Genomic DNA, 22639 nt, shown 5'->3' with positions numbered 1-22639 from the left:
AAAATAAACTGTCCTCGGAGTTCATCCTAAAAAAACGAAAAAGCCTCTTGTCTCTCTAGCTGCTAGAGGAATTAGGCATGCTCCCGACACACCTTGTGCGAGAGCGATGAGCGATGAACGAGATCGTCAAGAGCAGCCGGTTCCGGATAGAGGGCATGGATTGCGCCGCCTGCGCGGCGAAGATCGACAGGGCGGCGCGGCGCGTCGAAGGCGTCGAGGACGTGTCGGTGTCGGTCACGGTAGGCACGATGACCGTTGGCCACCGCGCCGAGACCGATCTGGAGGCGTTAGCGCGCAAGGTGACCAGCCTGGGCTACAAGGTCGCTCCGTTGCCAGCCCATGCTGCAAGAGCGTCGGTCGAGGAGCATGACGCGTGCGGCTGTGGCCACGACCATGGCGATGCTCACGATCATACGCATGGCCATGGACACGATCATGATCATCCCCACGACCACGATGATCATGGCCACGACCACGCGCTTGGCGACAAGCATGATCATGCGCACGATCACAAGCACGACCATGCCGATGGACGAGCGCATCAGCATCCCCACAAGCCTGGGCATGACCACGTCCGCGACAAGTCCGGCGCGGCGGGGTCCAGGGGCGATGACGTCGTCGCCGGCCTGCATGGGCACGATCACGGTCCAACCGAAGGCCTCTGGTGGAAGACTGCCAAAGCACGGCTGACCATCGCCTGCGGCGTGGCGCTCACTGCCGCGTATCTTCTCGGACGGGCGTTCCCCGAATACCAGACGCTGCTGTTCATTGCGGCGATGGCGGTCGGCCTGATCCCGATCGCCCGGCGGGCCGTGATGGCGGCAGTCAACGGCATGCCCTTCACCATCGAGACACTGATGACGGTAGCCGCCGTCGGCGCGATGATCATCGACGCCGGCGAGGAGGCCGCGGCGGTGGTCTTCCTGTTCCTGATCGGCGAGCTTTTGGAAGGTGTCGCCGCTGGCCGGGCGCGCGCCGGCATCCGGGCTTTGGCCTCGCTCGTGCCGAAGACGGCGTTTCTGGAGAAGGACGGACGCACGACGGAAGTGCCGGCCGGAAGCGTGGCGGTCGGGGCGGTTATCCTCGTCCGGCCGGGCGACCGTGTGCCCGCCGATGGCGAAATCCTGTCGGGCGAAACCTCCGTCGACGAATCGCCGGTGACCGGCGAATCCGTGCCGAAGCGCAGGGTGCCGGGCGACACCGTGCGCGCCGGCACGATCAACCAGGACGCGGCGATCCGCGTGCGGGTAACGGCAGAGGCGCAGGACAATACGATCTCGCGAATCATCCAGATGGTCGAGCAGGCGCAGGAATCCAAGGCGCCGACCGAACGCTTCATCGACAGCTTTTCCCGATATTATACGCCGGGCGTGATGGTGGTGGCAGCACTTGTCGCCATCGTCCCGCCACTTGCCTTCGGCGGCGGCTGGGACGAGTGGGTCTACAAGGGCCTGGCGATCCTGCTGATCGGCTGCCCCTGCGCGCTGGTCATCTCGACGCCGGCCGCGATTGCCGCCAGCCTCTCGGCTGGCGCGCGGCGCGGCTTGCTGATGAAGGGCGGCGCGGTTCTGGAGACGCTCGGCAAGGTGACGAAGGTCGCCTTCGACAAGACCGGCACGCTGACCGCCGGCAAGCCCGTGGTGACCGATATCGTTGCCGTCACAGGCAGCGAGGCCGAAGTGTTGGACGGCGCGGCCGCACTCGAAGTCGGCTCCAACCATCCGCTGGCGTTGGCGATCCTCGGCGAGGCGAAGCGGCGGGGCATCGAAGCGCGTTCGGCGCAGGATGCGCGCGCCATCGGCGGCGAGGGTGTGACGGGCAAAGTTGGCGAAGCCGAGCTTTTCCTTGGCTCACCGCAAGCGGCAGGCAAGCGGACGCCGCTGTCGGACGAACTGAAAAACCACATCGTGGCGCTCAACGACGAGGGCAAGACGGTCTCCGTGCTGCTGGAGGGCAATCGTATCGCCGGGCTGATCGCCATGCGCGACGAACCGCGCGAGGACGCCGTTGCTGGCATTGAGGCGCTGAAGGCGCAAGGCATCTCGGCGGTGATGCTGACCGGCGATAATAGTCGCACGGCGGCCGCCATCGCCGCAAAACTCGGGCTGGAGCCGCGCGCCGAACTGTTGCCTGAGGACAAGCAGCGCATCGTCGGCGAGTTGCGCAAGGCGGGCGAGATCGTCGCAAAGGTCGGCGACGGCATCAACGACGCGCCGGCATTGGCCGCGGCCGACATCGGCATCGCCATGGGCGGCGGCACCGACGTGGCGCTGGAGACGGCGGATGCGGCGGCGCTCAACGCCCGTGTCAAGGACGTCGCCTCGATGGTGGCTTTGTCGCGGGCGACGATGGCCAACATCCATCAGAACATTACCATATCGCTCGGGCTGAAGGCGGTGTTCCTTGTGACGACGATTGCCGGCATCACAGGTCTGTGGCCGGCGATTTTGGCTGACACCGGCGCGACCGTGCTGGTCACCGCCAACGCCATGCGGCTGCTCGGCTGGCGCGGACTGAAGTGAGGCGTCGCCAGCACACCCACTCCGCGCGTGCGCTGGTCCAGGCCGGACGGGCGAAAGGCGTTGCCGGGAACCGGATCGCGGCATATCTATAGCGACTGGAGTTTTGGAGGTCGCGATGCTGACCATCGGCGAACTGTCCCGGCGCACGGGCGTGAAAATCCCGACCATCCGCTATTACGAGCAGATGGGGCTGATGACCGCGGCCGAACGCTCGGAGGGCAACCAGCGTCGCTATGGCACGGAGGAGCGCGACCGGCTTTCCTTCATCCGCCACGCCCGCGAGCTCGGCCTGACCATCGATGCGATCCGCGAGCTGATCGAGCTCAGCGCCCATCCCGACCGGCCCTGCGCCCGCGCCGACCGCATCGCCGCCGAGCAGCTTGATGCGGTGCGCAAGAAGATCGAGAAACTGCGGCGGCTGGAGCATGAGCTGGAGCGGATCACCACGCATTGCCACGTCGATCAGGTGAGGGATTGCTACGTCATCCGTGCGCTTGCCAACCACGACCTGTGCGAGGCGGAGCATTGATCAGCAGATCGTGATGGCTTGCCGGCCGTCCTTCTTCGCTGGCGATGGCCGTCTTACGGCACGCGTTGTGTAGAAGGAGCGGCTGCGGCGCGGGATATCCTTGCTTTTATGAAGCCTCGAAATAGTGCCCCTGATCGAGGTCCGGAATAAGGCCGGGCTGCGTCGGATGCCATCCCAGAAGCTGCTGCGTTTGCGCGCCTGAGGCGGGCAAGTTGGCCGCCGCGAACTGCGCGAGAAAGCCGAAATGGCCGGCTGCCTCTTCCGGCGTCATGCCGACGATCGTTATGTCCAGGTGCCGGCCGATGAGTTCGGCGATGTTGCGGAACGCCACGCCCTCGTCGCCAACCCCGTGATACCAGGCTTCGGGCGCGCCTTTCTCGAGCGCCAACCGGAACAGACGGGCGGCATCGAGACGGTGCACTGCGGGCCATTGGTTGAGCCCGTCGCCGACATAGGCGGAAACGCCTTTCTCGCGCGCCGAACGGATGATCATCGGGACGAAGCCGTGGTCACCCTCGCCGTGGACCGACGGAGGAAGGCGGACCACCGACACGGGTACGCCCTGCGCCGCCACCGAAGCCGCCGCTGCCTCGGTCGCCAATCGGGGATGCGCGGTGAAGTCGGGCGCGCGCTGGGTTTCCTTCTGCCGCCCGGTTCCCGAGGTGACGACGAGAGGCCGACCCGAACCGGCGAGGCCGGCGCCGAGCGCCTCGATAACCTGCCGATCCGCCTCGCAATTGGCCAGATAGGTGGAAAAATTGTGGTTGAAGGCGGTGTGGATCACGCCGTCCGATGTCGCTGCTCCGTTGCTTAGGCTTTCAAAATCTTCGAGCGAGCCGCGATGCACATCCGCACCTATCGCGGCAAGCGACGCGGCGCCTGCATCCGAACGCGCGAGGCCGAGGACCTTATGCCCTGCGGCAATCAGGTCCTGGACGATGGCAGAACCGATGAATCCGGTCGAGCCGGTGACGAAAACACGCATGAGAACTTCTCCAGCAATTCAGGAGAAGCGCATTTGCGACACTGTCTTATCCGGGTAAAGTAGTGATCTTATCCGGGTATAATACCTAATTGGGAGGGATGCCGGCCACGTCAGGCGGAGCCGGCGCTTTTCATGCGCTCCAATTCCTCGAGCGCATCAACGGGCAGGGGGTAGCCCGCCACGGCGAGATTCTCGCGTAAATGCGCGACGGACGAGGTGCCGGGGATCAGCAGGATGTTGGGCGACCGCTGAAGCAGCCAGGCGAGCGCGATCTGCATGGGCGTGACGCCGAGGCGCTCGGCGACTGCCGACAAGGTCGACGACTGCAGCGGGCTGAACCCGCCAAGTGGAAAGAACGGCACATAGGCGATGCCGTCGCGTGCGAGGTCGTCGATCAGCGCATCGTCGGCCCGATGCGCCAGGTTGTACTGATTCTGCACGCAGACGATCTCGGCGATCCGGCGTCCCTCCGCGATCTGTTTGGGCGTGACATTGCTCAAGCCGATGTGGCGCACCAGGCCCTGCCGCTGCAATTCGGCGAGGACCGTGAGCTGCGCCTCGATCGATCCCTCGGCAGGTCCATGGACGTCGAACAGCACCCTGAGGTTGACGACATCGAGCACATTGACGCCGAGATTGCGAAGATTGTCGTGCACGGCCTGGGTAAGGTCTTCGCGCGAGAAGGCCGGAAGCCATGATCCGTCCGTGCCGCGCCTGGCGCCGATCTTGGTGACGATGACAAGGTCGTCGGGATAGGGCGCGAGCGCCTCGCGGATCAGCCGGTTGGTGATGTGGGGACCGTAGAAGTCGCTGGTGTCGATGTGGTTTACCCCGCTCGCGATGGCTTCGCGCAGCACCGCCAGTGCCGCGTCAGGATCTTTGGGCGGTCCGAAAACGCCGGGGCCAGCGAGTTGCATCGCACCATAGCCGAGACGCTTCACGGTGCGGTCGCCAAGGGGGAAGGTCCCTGATTGGTCGATGCTGGACATGGTTGGATCTCCTGAGGGCGGGGCGGACTCCGGCGGTCCGTGCGGACGAGAGCCTTGTCGCTGCGCGGTCTATCCGGGTAAAGTAGTGATCTTATCCAGGTATAATGACTAACAGGACACGCATGTTGACTCCCGACGATAATCTGCTGGGAATTTACCTCAAGGATCGCCGCGCAAAACTTGATCCGGCGGCGTTCGGCCTTCCCCTGACGCGCCGCCGAACGCCGGGGCTGCGCCGCGAAGAAGTGGCGCAACGCGCCAATGTCAGTGCCACCTGGTACACCTGGCTCGAACAGGGGCGAGGCGGCGCGGCGTCGGCCGATGTGCTCGACCGGATCGCCCGCGCCCTGGTGCTGACGGAAGTCGAGCGCGAGCACCTCTTTCTGCTCGGCCTCAACCGGCCGCCCGAGGTTCGTTATCATGCGGCCGAGAGCGTTCCGCCCCGGCTGCAACGCGTGCTCGACGCGCTTCCGCTCAGCCCGGCCTATGTGAAGACCTCGACATGGGACATCGTCGCGTGGAACCGCGCCGCCTCGGTGGTGATGACCGACTATGGAGCGCTGCCGCCCGAGCAGCGCAATATCCTGCGCCTCATCTTTAGCGACCCTCGTGTCAGGGCCGCGCAGACGGACTGGGAAAGCACTGCGCGGTTCGTGGTGGCCGCATTCCGGGCGGACACGGCACGCGCCGGCGCTACGAAGAAGGTCGCGGCCCTGGTCGACGAACTCAGCCGGCTGAGCCCGGAGTTCGAGGCGATCTGGCGCGACAATGACGTCCGCAGCACCTATGGCGAGGTCGCCAAGACACTGCGGCATCCGCGCGCAGGGCTGATCGGGCTGGAATATTCGGCCTTCGCCGTCGATGGCCGGCCCGATCTCGACCTGGTGATCTACAATCCGGCGACGCCCGCGGATGCCGACCTGATCAGATCGTTGATAAGCGGGGCGGCGTCGAAGGACTGACCCGCTCGGATCAGCCAAAGCCGACAAACTGGCACACCGCGAGCAGCGCTGGCAGTTGCGCCATAGTGCCGTCATCGCCTAAAGCCCGCAGAGACAAGGCGGCGGGACGGCATGGTAGAACTCTGGATTCCAATCACCATTGGCGCGGCCTTCCTGCAGAATCTGCGTTCCGCGGCGCAGAAGCACCTGAAGGGCGTCATGGGTACGACAGGGGCGACCTTCGTGCGCTTCGGCTTCGGCGTGCCCTTTGCGGTCGCTTTCGTTTGCCTGCTGCATTTCGGCTTCGGCTATCCGCTGTCGAAACCGAATCCGACCTTCTTCGCCTGGGCGGTGCTTGGCGGGCTCGGGCAGATATTTGCCACATTCCTGCTGGTCCATCTGTTCTCCTTCCGCAATTTCGCGGTCGGCACCGCCTATTCGCGCACCGAGCCGGCGCAGGCAGCACTTTTCGGACTGATCTTCCTCGGCGAGCGCGTCACCATGGGCGCCCTTTTGGCCATCGCCATCAGCGTCTTCGGCGTCATGCTGATCTCGGTCGCGCATATGGCGTTCAGCCTGCGCACGCTGGTCACCTCGCTGTTTGCCCGCAACGCGCTGATCGGCTTGGCCTCGGGCACGGCGTTCGGCGTTTCGGCAGTTGCCTATCGGGCCGCGTCGCTGTCGCTCGGCGGGCCGAACTTCATCATGCAGGCAGCCTGCACGCTGGCGGTTGTGATCGTCTTTCAAACCGTGTTGATGCTTGCCTGGATGCTTATGCGCGACCGGGCCGAACTCGGCCGCATCGTGCGCGCCTGGAAGCCGGCGCTGTTCGTCGGGCTGGTCGGGGCGTCGGCATCCTTCGGCTGGTTCACGGCGATGACGCTGCAGCAGGCCGCCGTGGTCAAGGCGCTGGCGCAGGTCGAGATGATCTTCACCTTCGCGTCGTCGGTGTTCTTCTTCAAGGAGAAGATCAACCGGCTGGAGATTGCCGGCTGCGTGTTGATCGTTTGCGGAATCTTAACGCTGATCGCAATCGGCTAGCTGTGATTTGCGCTGGCCCGGCGCGACATGGCATGATTTTCGCTCTTTGTTCAGCAAGTGTCCCGAAATCAGAGGACACGACGCAAACCGACCTTGTTCCGGAGCGAACTCATGGCCCCCAACCGAATTGCCCCGCAGGCAACGCGTCGTACGATTCTCCAGGCGTTGCTGTCCATCCCTGCCTTCGCGCTCTTCACCGCGCATGCCGCACCTTCCAGGGAACAGCCCGCCGACGAGCTCGTCGAGGTCAATGGCTGGATCCTGAAGAGGAGTGAGCTCGCATGATATTCGACAATTTTGAGGGCTTCAGCGCCTCCGGCTTCAAGCCGAAGGTCATCCTGATCGGGTCCGGTCCTTCCGGCATCACGATTGCCCGTAAGCTGGCTGCCGCCGGCATTCCCGTCGCGATCTTCGAGGCCGGCCAGTCCGACGTCACCGAGGAGTCGCAGGACGTCTACAAGGGCAAGACGGTCGGTGACTATTATTTCGACCTCGACGTGACGCGCCTGCGTTATTTTGGCGGCTGTTCCAATCATTGGGCCGGATGGTGCCGGGTGATGGACGCGGTCGATTTCGAGCCGAAGCCCTGGGTTCCCGACACCGGCTGGCCGATCCGCCGCACCGACATCGAGCCGTATCTCGACGAGGTCCACGACATTCTCGACCTTGTGCCGTTTCGGGACGACGTGGCGATTTCCGACGACATACGCTGGGTGCAGTTGATCAAGAGCCCGGCGGTACGCTTCGCCGAAAAATACCGGACCGAGATCGAGGAGAGCAAGACGATCGCGCTGGTGCTGGATACCTATGTGACGAAGCTGCAAGGCGACGGCACGAAGGTCACCGGCGCGCATGTGTGGTCGGCGGGCAAGGACCAGGGCGTGGCGACGGCGGATTATTACATCCCCTGCACCGGCGGCCTGGAGAATTCGCGTCTGCTTCTGTGGTCGAACGAACAGTCGAACGGCGCGGTGGTGCCGCATGCGGAAGCGCTCGGCAAATACTGGATGGAGCATCCGCAGTTCGAGGGCGGCAACGCCATCATGAACAATCCCGACCAGTTCGAGATGGACGACGTTTCGGAAGCCTTCTTTTCACCGTCGTTCGAGGCAATGCAGCGCGAGCAGATCATGAATTTCGGCATCCGTTTCATCAAGATGCCCTATCACGGGGCGAAGTGGCTGGTGGCGGAGCTTGCCTGTGTCGCGCCGGAGACCGCCGAATGGGTCTCGAACGGCGTAGGCGGCAATCTGCGCTGCGCCGCACAACTCGTCATGGGCTGGGAGCAGGCGCCGCGCGCCGACAATTTCATCGCGCTGTCGGCGACCGACAAGGATACGCTGGGCATTCCGCGCATCGAACTGCACTGGAAGAAAAGCGAGCTCGAGCATCGCACGCTGCTGCAGGGGCTTCGGCTGTTCGGCAAGACGCTTGCCGAGAAGGACTACGGTCGTGTCCGCATCGACGAGTGGGTGCTGAACGACGATCCCTACCCGACCGATCAGGAGCTTGCCGGCCACCACCATATGGGCGGCACGCGCATGGGCGACGATCTCGCCAAAAGCGTCGTCGACCGCGACCAGAAGGTCCACGGCATGTCCAATCTTTATGTCGGTGGCTCGTCGGTGTTCGCCACATCCGGCCAGTGCAACCCGACCACGACGATCGTGGCGCTGAGCTGCCGGCTCGGCGATCACCTCGCCAAGCGGATCGGCCAGAGCGCCATGGCGCAATAGTTCGCGATCGGCGGTGGTCATATCCGTCGTATCGCCAAGATAAAACACGGAGCGGAAAGACACCGAGGTGCAATTCCGCCAGAAAATGCTGAAATAGGGGGCTACGGCCCCCATTTCTTTTTGATTCCGGACCGGCTACGTCTACCACCACTTCGCCGACAAAAGCTGGGGGATCGGAGCCGTTATGAGTTCATGGACGTCCGGATATGTGTCGGAGGTCGCCTATACGGCCGGCTTCTATCGTGAACTCACCCCCGCCATGCTGGAGCTTGCCGCACTCGGCAAGTCGACGCTGACGACCCAGGCGACGCAGCCGCTCGCCGTGTGCGAACTGGGATGCGGCCGCGGCGTTTCCACCAATGTGCTGGCCGCCGCCAACCCGCACAGCCAGTTCTACGCCACCGATTTCAATCCCGCCCACATCGTCGAGGCGCGCGCGCTGGCAAACGCCGCGGGATCGAAGAATGTCCATTTCTTCGATTCCAGCTTTGCCGAATTCCTCGACGAACCCAGCCTGCCGCAGTTCGACATCATTTCGCTGCACGGCATCCTGTCATGGATCAGCGAGGAGAACCGCCGCACCATCGTCGCCTTCATCGCGAAACATCTGAAGACGGGCGGCCTTGCCTATGTGTCCTACAATTCCCTGCCGGGCTGGGCCTCGGCCGCGCCGCTGCGCCGGCTGATGATGGAATTCGGGTCGCTGCATGCCGAGGGCGCCTTCACCAAGCTCGGCAAGTCGCTCGACATGCTGGGCAAGCTGAAGGAGGCCAATGCCCGTTATTTCCAGGCCAGCCCCGGCGTTGCCGAGCGCCTCGAAAAATTCAAGACGCAGAACAAGAACTATCTCATCCATGAGTTCATGAACGAGGATTGGCATCCCTTCTACCACAAGGACGTGGCGCGGGAGTTTTCCGAGGCAAAGCTGAATTTCCTGTGCTCCGCCCATCTGCTTGATCATGTCGACGCGCTCAACATGACGGAGGCACAGCGCAATTTTTTGAACGAGATTGAGGATGCCGGGCTGCGCGAGACGACACGCGACTACATCGTCAACCAGCAGTTCCGGCGCGACATCTTCATCAAGGGTGGCGTGCCGCTCGGCCTGTTCACGGCCCGCGAGCGCTGGCAGGAGACGCGCTTCGCGCTGTCGATCAACCGCGCCGACGCGCCGACCAAGGTGACCGGCGGGCTGGGCGAGGCGGCCATGCAGACGGAAGTCTACGGGCCGTTCCTCGACGCGCTGGCCTCGGGCCCGAAGACGCTGAAGACCATGCAGGCCATTCCGGCGATCGCCGAGCTGGGCTGGGCGCGCAGCATCCAGGCGCTGCTGGTGCTGGTCGGGTCCGGGCATGTCCAGCCATGCCTCGACGACAAGAACGACGGCAAGCGCCGCGAATCGACACGCCGTTTCAACCGGGCGGTTATGGAAAACGCCCGCCATTCAACGGACATACAGGCGCTGGCCTCGCCGATCACCGGCGGTGGCATCGGTGTCGACCGCTTCGAGCAACTGTTCCTCCTGGCGCGGCTGAACAAGCATGCTGACGCGCCGGCCTTTGTCTGGCAAATACTCTCCACGCTCGGCCAGCGGCTGCTGCGCGATGGTGTGCCGATCGAGACGCCGGAGCAGAATCTCGAGGAACTGCGGACGCGCCACGCAACGTTCCTGGAGAAGCGGCTGCCGGTGTTCGAGCAGCTCGGGCTGACGTGAGAAGCAGGAACGTCCGGTTCAGCCAGCAGAAATTGCCGATCCAACCGTAACCCTTCGTTTCATATCCGGCGTGCAGGCACAGGCACCGCCTCACCGGAACGGTCGGTCATCGTCACTCGCGTCGCGTTACAGGACGCCGTGGATCTCGTCGATCGAGGTATCGCCGATCCGCTTGTCCAGCACGATTTCGCCGCGCGCCATCGCCACGATGCGGTCGCAGCATTCGAAGACGTGGTGCATGTTGTGGCTGATGAACACGCCGGTGACGCTCTGCGCCTTCAGGCCGCGAACGAACCCGATCACCTTGTTGGTCTCCTTGACCGAGAGGTGGTTGGTCGGCTCGTCGAGGATCATCACCTTCGACTTGAAATGCATGGCGCGTGCGATCGCTACGCCCTGCCGCTGGCCGCCGGACAGTTCGCCTACCAGCGCGTCGGGCGAGCGCAGATGCAGATCGACGTCGGCGATGGCCTTGACGCTCTCGCTGCGCATCTTCTCCTGATCTAGGATGCCGATGCCGAACATCGACATCTTCAGCGGCTCGCGGCCGATGAAGACGTTGCGGGCGATGGTCATGGTCGGAACCATCGAGTTGTACTGGTAGATCGTCTCGATGCCGCGATCCATCGCGTCGCGCGGATTGGAGAAGCGCACCGGCTGGCCTTCCAGCCTGATCTCGCCGCCGTCCGGCTTCTGGGTGCCGGAAAGGATGTTGATCAGCGTCGACTTGCCGGCGCCGTTGTCGCCGACCAGGCCGAGCGCCTCGTTCGGATAGATGTCAAGCGACACGTTCTTCAGCGCGTGGACGCCCGAATACCATTTCTGCAGATTGCGGATTTCGATGATCGGCGCGGCCATGGTCAGGTCTCCACCTTGATCGCCCGGGCGCGCTTGCGCATCCACGCATTCACCACCACGGCGAAGATGGTCAGGAAGCCGATCGCCATCTTGAACCAGTTGGCGTCGACCTGGGAGAGCACCAGCCCGTTGTCGATGACGCGGATCAGCGCCGCGCCGACGATGCCGCCGAAAATGGTGCCGATGCCGCCGAGCAGTGACGTGCCGCCGATCACCGCCGCCGAGACCGCCTGGAGCTCCAGCCCCTCGCCGATCGAAGGCAGCGGCGCGCCGAGCCGCATAACCTGGATAGTTCCGGCAAAACCCGCCAGCACCGAGCAGATCATGAAGCAGGCGATTTTGACGCGCGCCGTCGGAATGCCCATCGATTGCGCCGCGGGCAGGAAGCCGCCCGTCGCCCGCACCCAGTTGCCGAAATTCGTGCGCGACAGCAGCACGGTGACGAGAATGGCGACCGCGAGGAACCAGAAGAACGACATGCGAAAAAGCTCGCCGGGGCCGACATAGACGGTGAACAGCCATTTCGGCAGCGAATTGGCGGGAAGGACCGGCGGAAAACCACCGGAGATTACCACCGTCAGCGACCGCGCTATGAACAGCATGCCGAGCGTGGTGATGAAACTCGGTATGGCGAATCGTATCGTGATGAAGCCGTTGATGAAGCCGATCAGCGCGGCGAGCGCCAGGCCGGCCGCGAAGGCCGGCGCAAAGGGCACGCCCGCCGCCAGCATCACGGCCATCGTCATCGGCGTCAGCGCGAAGACCGAGCCGACCGAAAGGTCGAACTCGCCGCAGATCATCAGCAGGGTCACGCCGATCGCCACCAGCCCCATTTCGGGCAGGAGGCCCAGCATGCCACGCAGGTTCTGCGGGTTCAGGAACACGCCGTTCGAGCGGATCTGGAAGACGACGAGCAGGAGAAGCAGGAACACCACCGCGGCGAGTTCCGGCTTCTCCAGGTAGATTTTCATCAGGCGCTTCATGAACGCTCCCGGTGCGAGAGGTTGGAAATACGTGGGCCCCCTCCACCGCCTCCGGCGGTCCCCCTCCCCCGCTTCGCAGGGGAGGAACCAGCGTCGCGGCCGGCCGCGCCGTTGATCCTCCCCCCGTTTACGGGGGGTCCGAAGGACGACCACGCGAAGCGTGGTTGGTGGAGGGGGTTAGCGAAGCTACCGCACGCCCTGCGCGGCGAGTTCCTTGAGCTTCGGCACGTCCTCCTTGACGATAATGCCCTTGCCGGTATCGATGTCGGCCGGCAGAAGCCCGATGTTCTTCGAGAGGTAGGCTTCCATGACCGGCATGAAACCCTGCATGTAGGGTTGCTGGTCGACCTGGACCTGGATGTAGCCGGCTTCCATCTGCTGGAGGACCTCCGAGACGATGTCGAAGCCGCCCATCAGCACCTTGCCGGGCGGAACGCCGCGATCGACCAGCACCTGCGCGACATAAGCATGCCACAGGCCGGTATCGAAATAGACGGTGGTGTCGGGGTTGGCCGACAGGTAGGCGCCGACGCGATCCGCCACCACGGCGCCGTCGGTGCCTGTGTCGAGCCGCTCGATGACCACCTCGCGGCCAGGATTGGCCGCCTTGAACTCTTCTAGGAATTTCATCACGCCGGCGGCGCGCTGCTCCGACCAGTTCTGGCCGGGAGCCGAAACGCCCACAAGCGCACGGATCTTGCCTTCCTTGGGGAAGAACTCCGACATCTTCTTGCCGAGCTCGTAGCCGGCCGGGATGAAGCCCTGGCCGATGAAGGCCTGCCGGGCATTGCCCGCCGCCCCTTCGGTGTCGTCGACATTCGATGCAATCACGGTGACGCCGGCTGCACGCGCGTCGGCGATGATCTGGTCGAAGGCGTTGTTGTCGACGATCGAGGTAATCAGCGCGTCGGGGCTCGCCGCGAGCGCGGCCTGCATGTTGGCGGACTGCTGCTCGATCGAGCCTTCAGTCTGGGTGAACACCATCTGGCAGTTCGCCTGGATTTTTGCGCAGGCGTCGTCAAAACCCTTCTTGACCGCCTGCCAGAACGGGTTGGAGGCCGAGGAATGGTGCGTGAAGACGATGTTCATCGGTTCCTGCGCGCTCGCCGCCAAGGGCATGGCGAGCAGGGCCGCGCCGAGCAGAAGTTTTGCCGTCGTTCTTTTCATAGGTAGTCCTCCCGGTTGGATTTTCAGATGGAAGCCGCGTCGGAGACGCGGCGGTGAACGGTGTAGGCGCGGCCGAGATCGGGGCTGAGTTCAAGCCCGAGACCCGGCCCGGGCGGCACGGTGATCATGCCGCCCTTCACTTCCGGCAGCGCGGTGACGAGATCGCGATACCAGGTCCGGTAGAACGCTCGCACGCTCTCTTGCACGAGGGCGTTGGGCGCGTTGAGCGACAGATGCGTGGAGGCGGCGAGCACCACCGGCCCGGTGCAGTCGTGCGGCGCCACCGGCAGCTTCCAGGCCTCGGCCATGGCGGCGATCTTGCGGGCCTCCGAAAGGCCGCCGCACCAGGAGATGTCGAGCATGACGATCCCGGCCGCACCCGTCTCCAGCAATTCTCGGAAGGCTGTGCGGCTGCCCAGCGTCTCAGACGCCGAGATCGGCGCAGGACTGACCGCCTCATAGCGCTTCAAGTCGGCGAGGCTGTCCATGCGGATCGGGTCCTCGTGCCAATAGGTGCCGTAAGGCGCCAGCGCCTTGGCGATTTTCATGGCCGGCAGGAGCTGCCACATCGAGTGGAATTCGACCATGATGTCGACCTTGTCGCCGACCGCTTTCCGGATCTTCTCGAAGGGCTGGAGCGCCGCCTTCAGATCGGCGGCGGAGATGTCGAGGCCGCGCGTCCTTTCGGCCGCATGGTCGAACGGCCATATCTTCATGGCCGTGATCCCTTCTTCCAGAAGCTCCCCGGCAAGCTCGTCGGCGCGGTGCAGGAAGCCGTTGAGGTCGTCATAGCCGCCTTTCGCGGCGAGGCCGTAATTGGCAGTCGTCTGGCCCTTGTCGTCCTTGATATATTCGGTGCCGGCGCAGGTGTTGTAGGTGCGGATCGATTGCCTGGAGAAGCCGCCAAGCAGTTGGGCGATCGGCTGGCCGGCCGCCTTGCCGAAAATGTCCCAGAGCGCGATGTCGAAGGCGGAATTGCCGCGCACTTCGGCGCCTGTCGAACGAAAACCGAGATAGCCGACGAGATCTGCCGACAGCAGGTCGATCTGCAAGGGGTCGCGGCCGATGACCCGCGGCGCTACATATTCGTGCAAATATTCCGCGACCGTGCGCGACAAGTAGAAGGTCTCGCCGAGACCCGTGATGCCTTCGTCCGTATGCACCTCCACCCAGAGCAGGTTGGGGCGCTCCTCGATGCGGATGGTTTCGATCGCCGTGATCTTCATGTCAGGCGATCCCCGCATCGATCAGCGCCTTGACGCTCATGTCGAAATGTTCCGCCATGTGGTCGGCGGCGCGGCGTGGATCGCCCGCGCCGATCGCCCGGGCGATCTCGATATGGCCCTCTATCATCTTCAACTGCTCCGCTTCGGAGGCGCGGGTGCGCCAGCCGATCACCCAGGTGCGCCGCGTCACGCCGCTGAAGGCGTTGACGATCAGGGCGAAGACGGGATTGTGCGACGCCTTGGCGATCGCCTCGTGGAAGGCGATGTCGTGCTCCATGACGATCTCAGGCTCTTTGCAATTCTCCCGCATCAGCCGGGCGCGATCGGCGATTTCGGCCGCCTCGGCATCGGTCCGCCGCAGCGCGGCGAGCGCCACGGTCCGCATCTCGATCGTGCGGCGTACGTCATAGACCTGCTGGACGCTGATCTGCTCGGTGGTGACGCCATGCTCGATCACCATCGACATGGCGCTTATGTCGAGCTTGGCCACACTGGCGCGCCGGCCCGCGCTCATGTCGATCAGGCGCATCGCCGACAGCGATCGCAACGCTTCGCGCACGACGGTCCTCGACACGTTGAGCCGCCGGGTCATGTCGGCCTCGCTGGGCAGAAGGTCGCCCGGGCCGAGGCCTTCCGTCCGGATATGCTGGGTGATGGCCTGGATGGCGGCGCTCACCAATCCGGGACTGGCGTCCTTCTCCGACCGGGAACGTTCCTCCACGCATGTCCTCCAGAAGCCGATAACCTGTATGACAGGTTTGCTTCAATTTGCGTGTAATATGGGCGGAAGCTCTATGTCAAGTGCAGTTCTACCTAGGGCGCCGATCTCGTCAAAATCCCGTCTCGCCCGTTACCGTTTTTGTTCATCAAACGGCGCCGTTTCATCGACCGAATCGGCGGTTTCATCGAGTTCCGCGTGCTTTCCGCTGCGTAACACACGTAATAGCGTATGTGGCGGTTCGCACAGATTCGAGGCGGGGAGAGGCGGGACATGGCGAACAGGATCGGCCTGCTGGGAGCAGGTTCGTTGCGGATTGCCCTCCGGGCGATCACTCCCGAAACCCTCGTCCATGGATGGTTGCCATTTTTGAACGCGCGGAGAGCGGGTGCCGGCAACGCAACGAAGCACCCATTCGCAGGCAAAGGCCAGGCCGCAAACCTCCCAAGCCGGAATGTACTCCACGTCCTGATCGTATCGGCCCTGGCGCTGTGCGGCGCGGCCATGTCCGGCCAGGCACAGGCAAGCTGCAGCGGCGCGGCAAGCCAGACCCTCGGGGAGGGCAGCTATGGATATACCTGGTCCATCTGCAACGGCGACGCCGGTACCGACAGCAGCGGCAAGAAAGACGGCGCCTGGGGCGACAATATAACGATCACCACCGAGGGAACCTACGCGACCAGCGCCGGCTCTCCGCCTTACACTTTGCCTGCGGGCGCCGTCGGCGGCGTCATCATGACATACACGCGCGGCGGCGACGGCGTTGACGAGGGCAACGCCGGCGGTGGCGGCAGCATAGGGCTCACCAGCTATAACAGCATCACCGTCAGCGGCACGGGGAATTCGGGCTACCTCGGCAGCATGATCTCCGCCTATTCCTGGGGCGGCAATGGCGATTCCGACAATGACAACAACGATTCGGATGGCGGTGACGGTGGCGCGGGCAGTGCGATAAACATCACCAATTACGGCGCCTTGTCCATCGACGGAACGGTTTCGCCGCTGAGCGGCGGCATGTACGGCATCCTTGCGGTGAGCGGCGGCGGCACCGGCGGCGAGCAGAACAACTCGGTCTCGGGCCTCGGCGATCAGGTCGGCGGAGATGGCGGATCGGCCGGCACGGTCTACGTGTTCAATTCAGGCACGATCAACATCGGCAGTACGTCGAGCCGCATGACGGGCAATGCCTCGGGCGCCGGCATCTATGCCGATTCGGGCGGCGGCGCCGGCGGTGTCCACAATGGCGGTGCCGGCAATGGCGGTTCGGTGACCGTCCAGCATGACGGCCAGATCAATAACGTCTGGAACACCACCGGGGGCGGCGGCGATATTTTCGGAATTCACGCGCGCAGCATCGGCGGCATCGGCACGGCTTCCATCGACAACAGCGATGACGGCGGCCAAGGCGGAAACGCCTCGACGGTAACCGTGACCGCGACAGGCGGCGTCCTGCTGGATGTCAGCGGCGATTTCACGGGCGGCGGAGCGGCCATCGCCGCGAGGAGCGTGGGCGAAAAGGGCGGAGACGGTCCTTCCGAGGATCATTCCGGCGGCAATGGCGGATCCGGCAGCTCGGCCACGGTCACATTGCAGGGTCCGGGCGGCAGCATCACCACCAACGGCGACAATCTCTACGGCATCCTGACCCAGAGCCTGGGCGGCCAGGGCGGCGATGGCAGCGACGACACGGCCTTGGCCGGCACCGGCGGCGGCGGTGGCTTCGGCGGCAACGGCGGCTCCGTGACGGTCACGACGGACGCCGGCACCCTCATCACCACGACCGGCGACTATTCCGCCGGCATCGTCGCGCATTCGGTCGGCGGCGGCGGCGGCACGGGCGGCGACTTCACCAGCGTGCTCGGCGGCCAGGCCGGCAATGGCGGCAATGGCGGCAACGCCGGGACCGCGACGATAACCAGCGCCGGAACCATCAACACCTCAGGCGACCATGCCTATGGCGTTCTGGCCCAGTCGATCGCCGGCAGCGGCGGCACCGGCGGCGTCGAAACCGGCGGCGTGGTCGCGCTCGGCGGCGATGGCGCCGGCGGCGGCACGGCCGGCGAGGCGATCGTCCGCAACAGCGGCGACATCACCACCGGCGGCTACAGCGCCCATGGCATCGTCGTCCAGTCGATCGGCGGCGGCGGCGGCGCTGCGGGCTCGGCCAGCGGCCTGATGAGCGTCGGCGGCGACGCCGCCGGCACCACCAAATCCAATGGCGGCGAGATTGTTGCCTCCAACATCGGCACGATCCTGACATCCGGCGACGCGGCGATCGGCTTTTTGGCGCAGTCGATCGGCGGCGGCGGCGGCAGCGGCGGCGACAGCACCGGCATCGCCGGTGTTGGCGGCAAGGGCTCTGCCGGGGGCGACGGCTCGACCGTCAAAATTACCGACCTCGGCGCCATCGAGACGGCGGGGGACTACGCTTACGGCGTTCTCGCCCAGTCGGTGGGCGGCGGCGGCGGCAATGGCGGCGACGTCCTGACCATTTCCACCATCGCCTCGATCGGCATTGGCGGCAGTGCCGCCGGCGGCGGCTCCGGCGGCGGCGTCTGCATCGACAACACCGGCACCAGTTGCACCGACAGCAGCGGGCCGGCCGGCGCGCCCGCGACGGTCGTCACGCATGGCGACTATGCCTCCGGCATGATCGCGCAATCGGTGGGCGGCGGTGGCGGCAATGGCGGCAGCGTTGAGAATTACAGCCTGGCCTCGTTCCTGGCGCTGCAGGTCGGCGGCAACGGCGGCGATGGCGGATTCGGCAACGACGTGACCATACGCCAGAACGACCTGACGCTGGCCACCAGCGGCGCCCATGCCATCGGCGTGCTCGCGCAGGCGATTGGCGGCGGCGGCGGCAATGGCGGCGATGCCTCCTATTTCGACGCCACCATCGGCTTCAATGCCGCGGTGATCGTCGGCGGCGGCGGCGGCAGCGGCGGCTTCAGCGGCAACGCGACGGTGGACCTCGCCAATTCGACGATCATAACCGGGGCGCCGGACGGCAGCGATCCCGCGACCTTCGCGCCGAACGATTCCTTCGGCATCGTCGCGCAGTCGATCGGTGGCGGTGGCGGCAATGGCGGCAGCACCAGCGCCAAGGACTTCCTTGTCGCGGCCCCCACCGGCACCGGCGTGCCGGTGGCCTTCAACTATCAGGCGGCCGTCGGCGGCAATGGCGGCAATGGTGGCGGCGGTTGCTATCTCTCCACCCCGTGCGCCGTGTCGGTGTCGCTGACGGACGGCACGTCCGTCACCACGCTGGGCGACGGCTCCCATGCGGTCGTGGCCCAGGCGATCGGCGGCGGCGGCGGCAATGGCGGCGATTCTTCCGTGCTCTCGACGACGCTCGGCGACAAGGACACGGTCGAACTGACAGCCGGCGTCTCGCTGGGCGGCGGCGTAGGCAACCTGCTGCCGGGCTACGATTTTTCCAGCTCGAACGGTGGCTGGGCCGGGCTGGTCGACGTGACGCTCGGCGATCCCAACGGCACGGCGGTGAGTTCCCCGCCCTCGCTCGAGGCGCCGCCCTCAACCATCCGCACCTATGGCGACTACGCCAACGGCGTGGTGGCGCAGTCGATCGGCGGTGGCGGCGGCAATGCCGGCATCGGCAGCAGCAACGTCTACTCGCAGGGCGGCGTCGTCAGCATCAAGGCTTCGATCGGCCTTGGCGGTGTCGGCGGACCCGGTGGATCGGCCGACCTGGTCACCGTCACCCAGAACCGCGGCCACGCGATCCAGACCTACGGCTCCAGCTCGCGCGGCATCGTCGCGCAATCGATCGGCGGCGGCGGCGGCACGTCGCAGGGCGGGACGTTGTATCTGGCCGGCGGCGGAGGTGGATATGACGCGCGGCTAACTGTCGGCGTCGGCATGACCGGCGGCTCGGGCGGTGACAGCGGCGGCGTGACGGCGACCACGGCCGGCACGATCGTGACCACGGGCGGCGACGCCGACGGCGTGCTTCTGCAGGCGATCGGCGGCGGCGGCGGGCTCGGCGGCTCGCTGGGAGCGGACGCGTCGTCGCACGCCATCCTCGACCGCATCGGCTTGTTCGAGGACAACAAGAACCGGCTTGGCGACGGCGGCGCTTACACATTGACCGTCGATGTCGGCGGCAAAGGCGGCAGCGGCGGCCACGGCGGGACGATCAACCTCGATCATATCGGCCAGATCGATACCAGCGGCGACTGGGCCGACGGCATCGTGGCACAGTCGATCGGCGGCGGCGGCGGTGCCGGCGGCTCTTCCACGGCATCTGGCAGCAAGGTTACCGCCACCATAGCCGTCAGTGTCGGCGGCAAGGGCGGAACCGGCGGCGACGGCGGGGAAATCGACGTCTATTTCGACGGCAGCGACTACAATCATGTCAACACCGCCGGATACTCGGCCAATGCCGTCGTGCTCCAGTCGATCGGCGGCGGCGGCGGTACCGGCGGCGACGGATCCGACAAGTCCAGCGGCACCATCACCGTCGGCGGCTCGGCCGGCGGCACGGGTGGCACGGCCGGCGACGGCGGCATCATCAATGTCAAGACGGCGAGCTGGCTTACCGCGCAGACGCTCGGCGACGATTCGATCGGCATTCTCGCCCAGTCGATCGGCGGCGGTGGCGGCATCGGCGGCGCCGGCAACAGCAGCGGCCAGGCGGAAGTCGACAGCTACGACATCGCCGTGGTCGTCGGCGGCCAGGGCGGCGTATCGGGCAACGGCGGCACCATCGGCATCAGCACCGGCACCAGCATGAATACCTATGGCGACCGAGCCTACGGCATCCTTGCCCAGTCGATCGGCGGCGGCGGCGGCATCGGCGGCGCAGGTTCAGCCGACAACCTCGCCAGCGTGGTGCTTGGCGGCCAGGGCGGTGTCTCCGGCAACGGAAGTTCGGTGTCGCTTGACATTGCCGCCGGCAGTTCCGTGAACACGCGGGGCGCCGGCGCCCATGCGATTGTCGCGCAGTCCATCGGCGGCGGTGGCGGCATCGCCGGCGATGCTTCGGGCGGCATTCTCACGACGACGCCGATCGACCAGAATTCGGCTGGCGGCAATAATGGCAACGGTAACCTGGTTGACGTTACGGTCGACGCCAACATCACCACCAGCGGCGCCAACGCCTTCGGCATTCTCGCCCAATCGATCGGCGGCGGCGGCGGCTTCGGCGGCGACCAGTCGGGCGGCTTCGCCGGCAACACGTCCTCGACGGCTGAGGATGGAACGGGCAGCACCGTGACCGTAAGCCAGACCGGCACGATCAATGCGACCGGCGCAGGCTCGGTCGGCATCTTCGGGCAGAGCCAGGGAAACTTAGACCAGGAAGCGGTAACGGTGACGGTAAATGGCGCTGTGACGGGCGGCAGCGGCGACATCGGCGCCGGCGTCTGGATCGCGGCCGGCAAGAACAATGTGCTGACGGTCAATGCAGGGGGCAGCGTCTCGGCCGCGTCCGGCACGGCCATCCGCTACGATGGCGATGTCAGCGATTCTTACGGCAGCCTGCTGACCGTCAACAATTCCGGTACGATCACCGGCGACATCCTGCTGAACAACCCCGACGGTAACAACGCCGGCACGGTCAACAATTACGGCACGATCAATGCCGCCGCGGCCAAGGCTTCCGACGCCGTCGCATCGGCTGCTGCGACCGCCCCGTCCGGCGGCTTGCTGGTTGGCGCGTCGCTCTACGAAGCGAATGTCGTCAACGGCGGTACCCTGATCGTCGGCTATGGCGGCAAGGCTGACAGCACCGAGATCACCGGGGATTTTGCCCAGTCTGCCGGCGGCACGTTGTCGCTCGACCTCGACATGGCGGCGGGCAAGTCGGACCGGCTGACGGTGCGTGGCGACGCCGCGCTTGGCGGCACGCTCGACATCAACGCGACAAGCCTGCTGCCCCGCCGCGAGCTCGTGTTCCTCAGCGTCGGGGGCGTGGCGACGGGTTCGCTTGAGACCGCGGACAACCTCGCCTTCGATATCGACATCGCTAAGGCCGGCCAGGACTACAGCCTCTCCACCTCGGCCGACTTCGATCGCGTTGGTCTCGACAAGAGCACTGATGAAATCGCCGACCATCTGCAGGAGATCTGGGAGGCCGATGGCAACGACGATTTCGGCAGCCTGTTTGCAACGCTCTATGGTGGGGCAGAGCAGGGCGAGGACACTTATGTCTCCATGCTCGCCGGCCTGCTGCCGGGTGTGAGCCTGGCGCCGGCCGCCCGCTTCCAGCAGACGATCATCGGCTTCAACGATTCGCTGATGAGCTGCCCGAAAACCTCCGCCGGTGGCCTGATGCTCGGCGAGACACGCTGCGTCTGGGCCGACATCAGCGGCGGCCGCTTCGACCAGAACGGTTCGTCGGGCTACACCGACGATATCATCACCTACCGCATGGGCACGCAGGTCGATCTGGCTCCCGGCTGGTTCCTCGGCCTCGCCGGCGCCTATGAGCACAGCCGCATCGACGGCGATGACGGTTTTGTCAGCGGTTCGGGCGACGCCGGTTTCCTCGGCGCCGCGCTGAAGCGGGAGATGGGTCCATGGCTGTTCGCCGGCGTCATCAGCGGCAGCTACGGCAGCTACGACATGCAGCGGTCGGGCATTCCGGGCCTGGCCGGCTCCGCCGAAAGCTCGCCCGACGTCTATGGCGGCGCGCTGCGTTTCCGCGTCGCCCGCACCTTCGCCGGCACGGACTACTATGTAAAACCCTATCTCGACCTCGATGCGGTCTACACCCGCATGTCGGGCTACACCGAGAGCGGGGCAGGGGTAGCCGGGCTCAAGGTCGAGGGCAGCGACGAGTTCGCCTTCGTCGCCTCGCCGATGATCGAGATCGGCGGTTCGGTCGTGCTCGGCGCGGACTACATGCTGCGCCCCTATGCCTATGTCGGCGCAAGTCTTTCGACGGCGGACGAATGGACCGCCGACGCCAGGCTGAGCGGCGCGCCGGCGGGCGTCGGCATGTTCGAAGCATCGCTGCCGATGGACGACGTGCTGTTCAAGGTCGGCGCCGGCCTGCACTTGTCGAAGATCGGCGGCATGGACGTCGAACTGCAATATGTTGGCGAGTTCTCGGACGACACGTCGAGCAACTCGGGAATGCTGCGCGTCAACGTGCCGTTCTGAGCGTGAGCGCGGCGGGCCGATCTTGGCGGCCTCTGACGCGTCCGCCGGCAGCCTGCCGCAGGTCCATGAGAGGTTAAGTCAGGTCCGCCGGGGGCAATGTCGGGT

16 protein-coding genes are annotated in these 22639 nt (G+C 65.4%); 8 read left to right on the top strand and 8 right to left on the bottom strand.

All coding sequences use genetic code 11. The features are described 5' to 3' along the window. Positions 1-113 precede the first annotated feature (113 nt). Both ACH196_RS11615 and ACH196_RS11610 read left to right on the top strand, forming a co-directional pair. Positions 114-2522, top strand: a complete 2409-nt coding sequence (locus tag ACH196_RS11615; RefSeq protein WP_396647052.1) for a heavy metal translocating P-type ATPase — start codon at positions 114-116, stop codon at positions 2520-2522. Positions 2523-2637: 115 nt separating this feature from the next. After that, on the top strand, positions 2638-3051 hold the full coding sequence (locus ACH196_RS11610; protein ID WP_396647051.1) for a helix-turn-helix domain-containing protein: 414 nt from the start codon (positions 2638-2640) through the stop codon (positions 3049-3051). 106 nt (positions 3052-3157) lie between these two features. Here ACH196_RS11610 and ACH196_RS11605 read toward each other — a convergent pair whose 3' ends face one another. Both ACH196_RS11605 and ACH196_RS11600 read right to left on the bottom strand, forming a co-directional pair. After that, positions 3158-4036, bottom strand: a complete 879-nt coding sequence (locus ACH196_RS11605; RefSeq protein WP_396647050.1) for an SDR family oxidoreductase — start codon at positions 4034-4036, stop codon at positions 3158-3160. Between the two features lie 110 nt (positions 4037-4146). Then, positions 4147-5025: an aldo/keto reductase family oxidoreductase gene (locus ACH196_RS11600; protein ID WP_396647049.1), complete on the bottom strand. Its 879-nt coding sequence runs from the start codon at positions 5023-5025 to the stop codon at positions 4147-4149. A gap of 122 nt (positions 5026-5147) precedes the next feature. On the opposite strand from ACH196_RS11600, the gene ACH196_RS11595 reads away from it, so the two are divergent. The 5 genes from ACH196_RS11595 (at position 5148) to ACH196_RS11575 (ending at position 10457) form a co-directional block, all read left to right on the top strand. After that, entirely contained in the window at positions 5148-5987 is an 840-nt protein-coding gene (locus tag ACH196_RS11595) for a helix-turn-helix transcriptional regulator (protein WP_396647048.1), read from the top strand. A gap of 111 nt (positions 5988-6098) precedes the next feature. Then, positions 6099-7007, top strand: a complete 909-nt coding sequence (locus ACH196_RS11590; protein WP_396647047.1) for an EamA family transporter — start codon at positions 6099-6101, stop codon at positions 7005-7007. 111 nt (positions 7008-7118) lie between these two features. Further along, positions 7119-7292: a hypothetical protein gene (locus tag ACH196_RS11585; RefSeq protein WP_396647046.1), complete on the top strand. Its 174-nt coding sequence runs from the start codon at positions 7119-7121 to the stop codon at positions 7290-7292. After that, on the top strand, positions 7289-8743 hold the full coding sequence (locus ACH196_RS11580; protein ID WP_396647045.1) for a GMC oxidoreductase: 1455 nt from the start codon (positions 7289-7291) through the stop codon (positions 8741-8743). The genes ACH196_RS11585 and ACH196_RS11580 overlap by 4 nt, the downstream gene beginning before the upstream one ends. Positions 8744-8927: 184 nt before the next feature. Then, entirely contained in the window at positions 8928-10457 is a 1530-nt protein-coding gene (locus ACH196_RS11575; protein ID WP_396647044.1) for a methyltransferase regulatory domain-containing protein, read from the top strand. 126 nt (positions 10458-10583) lie between these two features. Here ACH196_RS11575 and ACH196_RS11570 read toward each other — a convergent pair whose 3' ends face one another. The 6 genes from ACH196_RS11570 to ACH196_RS11545 all read right to left on the bottom strand — a co-directional run bounded on the left by ACH196_RS11570 (position 10584) and on the right by ACH196_RS11545 (position 15874). After that, positions 10584-11315 (bottom strand): ATP-binding cassette domain-containing protein, encoded by a 732-nt coding sequence (locus ACH196_RS11570; protein ID WP_396647043.1) that lies wholly within the window; start codon positions 11313-11315, stop codon positions 10584-10586. A gap of 2 nt (positions 11316-11317) precedes the next feature. Next, entirely contained in the window at positions 11318-12298 is a 981-nt protein-coding gene (locus ACH196_RS11565) for an ABC transporter permease (RefSeq protein ID WP_396647042.1), read from the bottom strand. 186 nt (positions 12299-12484) lie between these two features. Further along, positions 12485-13465, bottom strand: a complete 981-nt coding sequence (locus ACH196_RS11560; RefSeq protein WP_396647041.1) for a sugar ABC transporter substrate-binding protein — start codon at positions 13463-13465, stop codon at positions 12485-12487. A gap of 23 nt (positions 13466-13488) precedes the next feature. Then, the gene (locus ACH196_RS11555) at positions 13489-14691 is read right to left on the bottom strand and encodes a mandelate racemase/muconate lactonizing enzyme family protein (RefSeq protein WP_396647040.1); all 1203 of its coding nucleotides are present in this window, start codon (positions 14689-14691) and stop codon (positions 13489-13491) included. 1 nt (position 14692) lies between these two features. Further along, positions 14693-15412, bottom strand: a complete 720-nt coding sequence (locus ACH196_RS11550) for a FadR/GntR family transcriptional regulator (RefSeq protein WP_396647039.1) — start codon at positions 15410-15412, stop codon at positions 14693-14695. 129 nt (positions 15413-15541) lie between these two features. After that, positions 15542-15874: a hypothetical protein gene (locus ACH196_RS11545; protein ID WP_396647038.1), complete on the bottom strand. Its 333-nt coding sequence runs from the start codon at positions 15872-15874 to the stop codon at positions 15542-15544. A gap of 39 nt (positions 15875-15913) precedes the next feature. Here ACH196_RS11545 and ACH196_RS11540 point away from each other — a divergent pair, with 39 nt between their 5' ends. Then, positions 15914-22534, top strand: a complete 6621-nt coding sequence (locus ACH196_RS11540; RefSeq protein ID WP_396647037.1) for an autotransporter outer membrane beta-barrel domain-containing protein — start codon at positions 15914-15916, stop codon at positions 22532-22534. Positions 22535-22639 lie beyond the last annotated feature (105 nt).

Source organism: Mesorhizobium sp. IMUNJ 23232 (assembly GCF_044326205.1).
Classification (GTDB): Bacteria; Pseudomonadota; Alphaproteobacteria; order Rhizobiales; family Rhizobiaceae; genus Kumtagia.
The sequence above is the reverse complement of the archived record's forward strand: the minus strand, read 5'-3'. Positions and strand labels throughout refer to the sequence as shown.

Coding starts and splice junctions, on each gene's coding strand:
- ACH196_RS11615 (WP_396647052.1), top strand. CDS start 114: ATGAACGAGATCGTCAAGAGCAGCCGGTTCCGGATAGAGGGCATGGAT.
- ACH196_RS11610 (WP_396647051.1), top strand. CDS start 2,638: ATGCTGACCATCGGCGAACTGTCCCGGCGCACGGGCGTGAAAATCCCG.
- ACH196_RS11605 (WP_396647050.1), bottom strand. CDS start 4,036: ATGCGTGTTTTCGTCACCGGCTCGACCGGATTCATCGGTTCTGCCATC.
- ACH196_RS11600 (WP_396647049.1), bottom strand. CDS start 5,025: ATGTCCAGCATCGACCAATCAGGGACCTTCCCCCTTGGCGACCGCACC.
- ACH196_RS11595 (WP_396647048.1), top strand. CDS start 5,148: ATGTTGACTCCCGACGATAATCTGCTGGGAATTTACCTCAAGGATCGC.
- ACH196_RS11590 (WP_396647047.1), top strand. CDS start 6,099: ATGGTAGAACTCTGGATTCCAATCACCATTGGCGCGGCCTTCCTGCAG.
- ACH196_RS11585 (WP_396647046.1), top strand. CDS start 7,119: ATGGCCCCCAACCGAATTGCCCCGCAGGCAACGCGTCGTACGATTCTC.
- ACH196_RS11580 (WP_396647045.1), top strand. CDS start 7,289: ATGATATTCGACAATTTTGAGGGCTTCAGCGCCTCCGGCTTCAAGCCG.
- ACH196_RS11575 (WP_396647044.1), top strand. CDS start 8,928: ATGAGTTCATGGACGTCCGGATATGTGTCGGAGGTCGCCTATACGGCC.
- ACH196_RS11570 (WP_396647043.1), bottom strand. CDS start 11,315: ATGGCCGCGCCGATCATCGAAATCCGCAATCTGCAGAAATGGTATTCG.
- ACH196_RS11565 (WP_396647042.1), bottom strand. CDS start 12,298: ATGAAGCGCCTGATGAAAATCTACCTGGAGAAGCCGGAACTCGCCGCG.
- ACH196_RS11560 (WP_396647041.1), bottom strand. CDS start 13,465: ATGAAAAGAACGACGGCAAAACTTCTGCTCGGCGCGGCCCTGCTCGCC.
- ACH196_RS11555 (WP_396647040.1), bottom strand. CDS start 14,691: ATGAAGATCACGGCGATCGAAACCATCCGCATCGAGGAGCGCCCCAAC.
- ACH196_RS11540 (WP_396647037.1), top strand. CDS start 15,914: ATGTCCGGCCAGGCACAGGCAAGCTGCAGCGGCGCGGCAAGCCAGACC.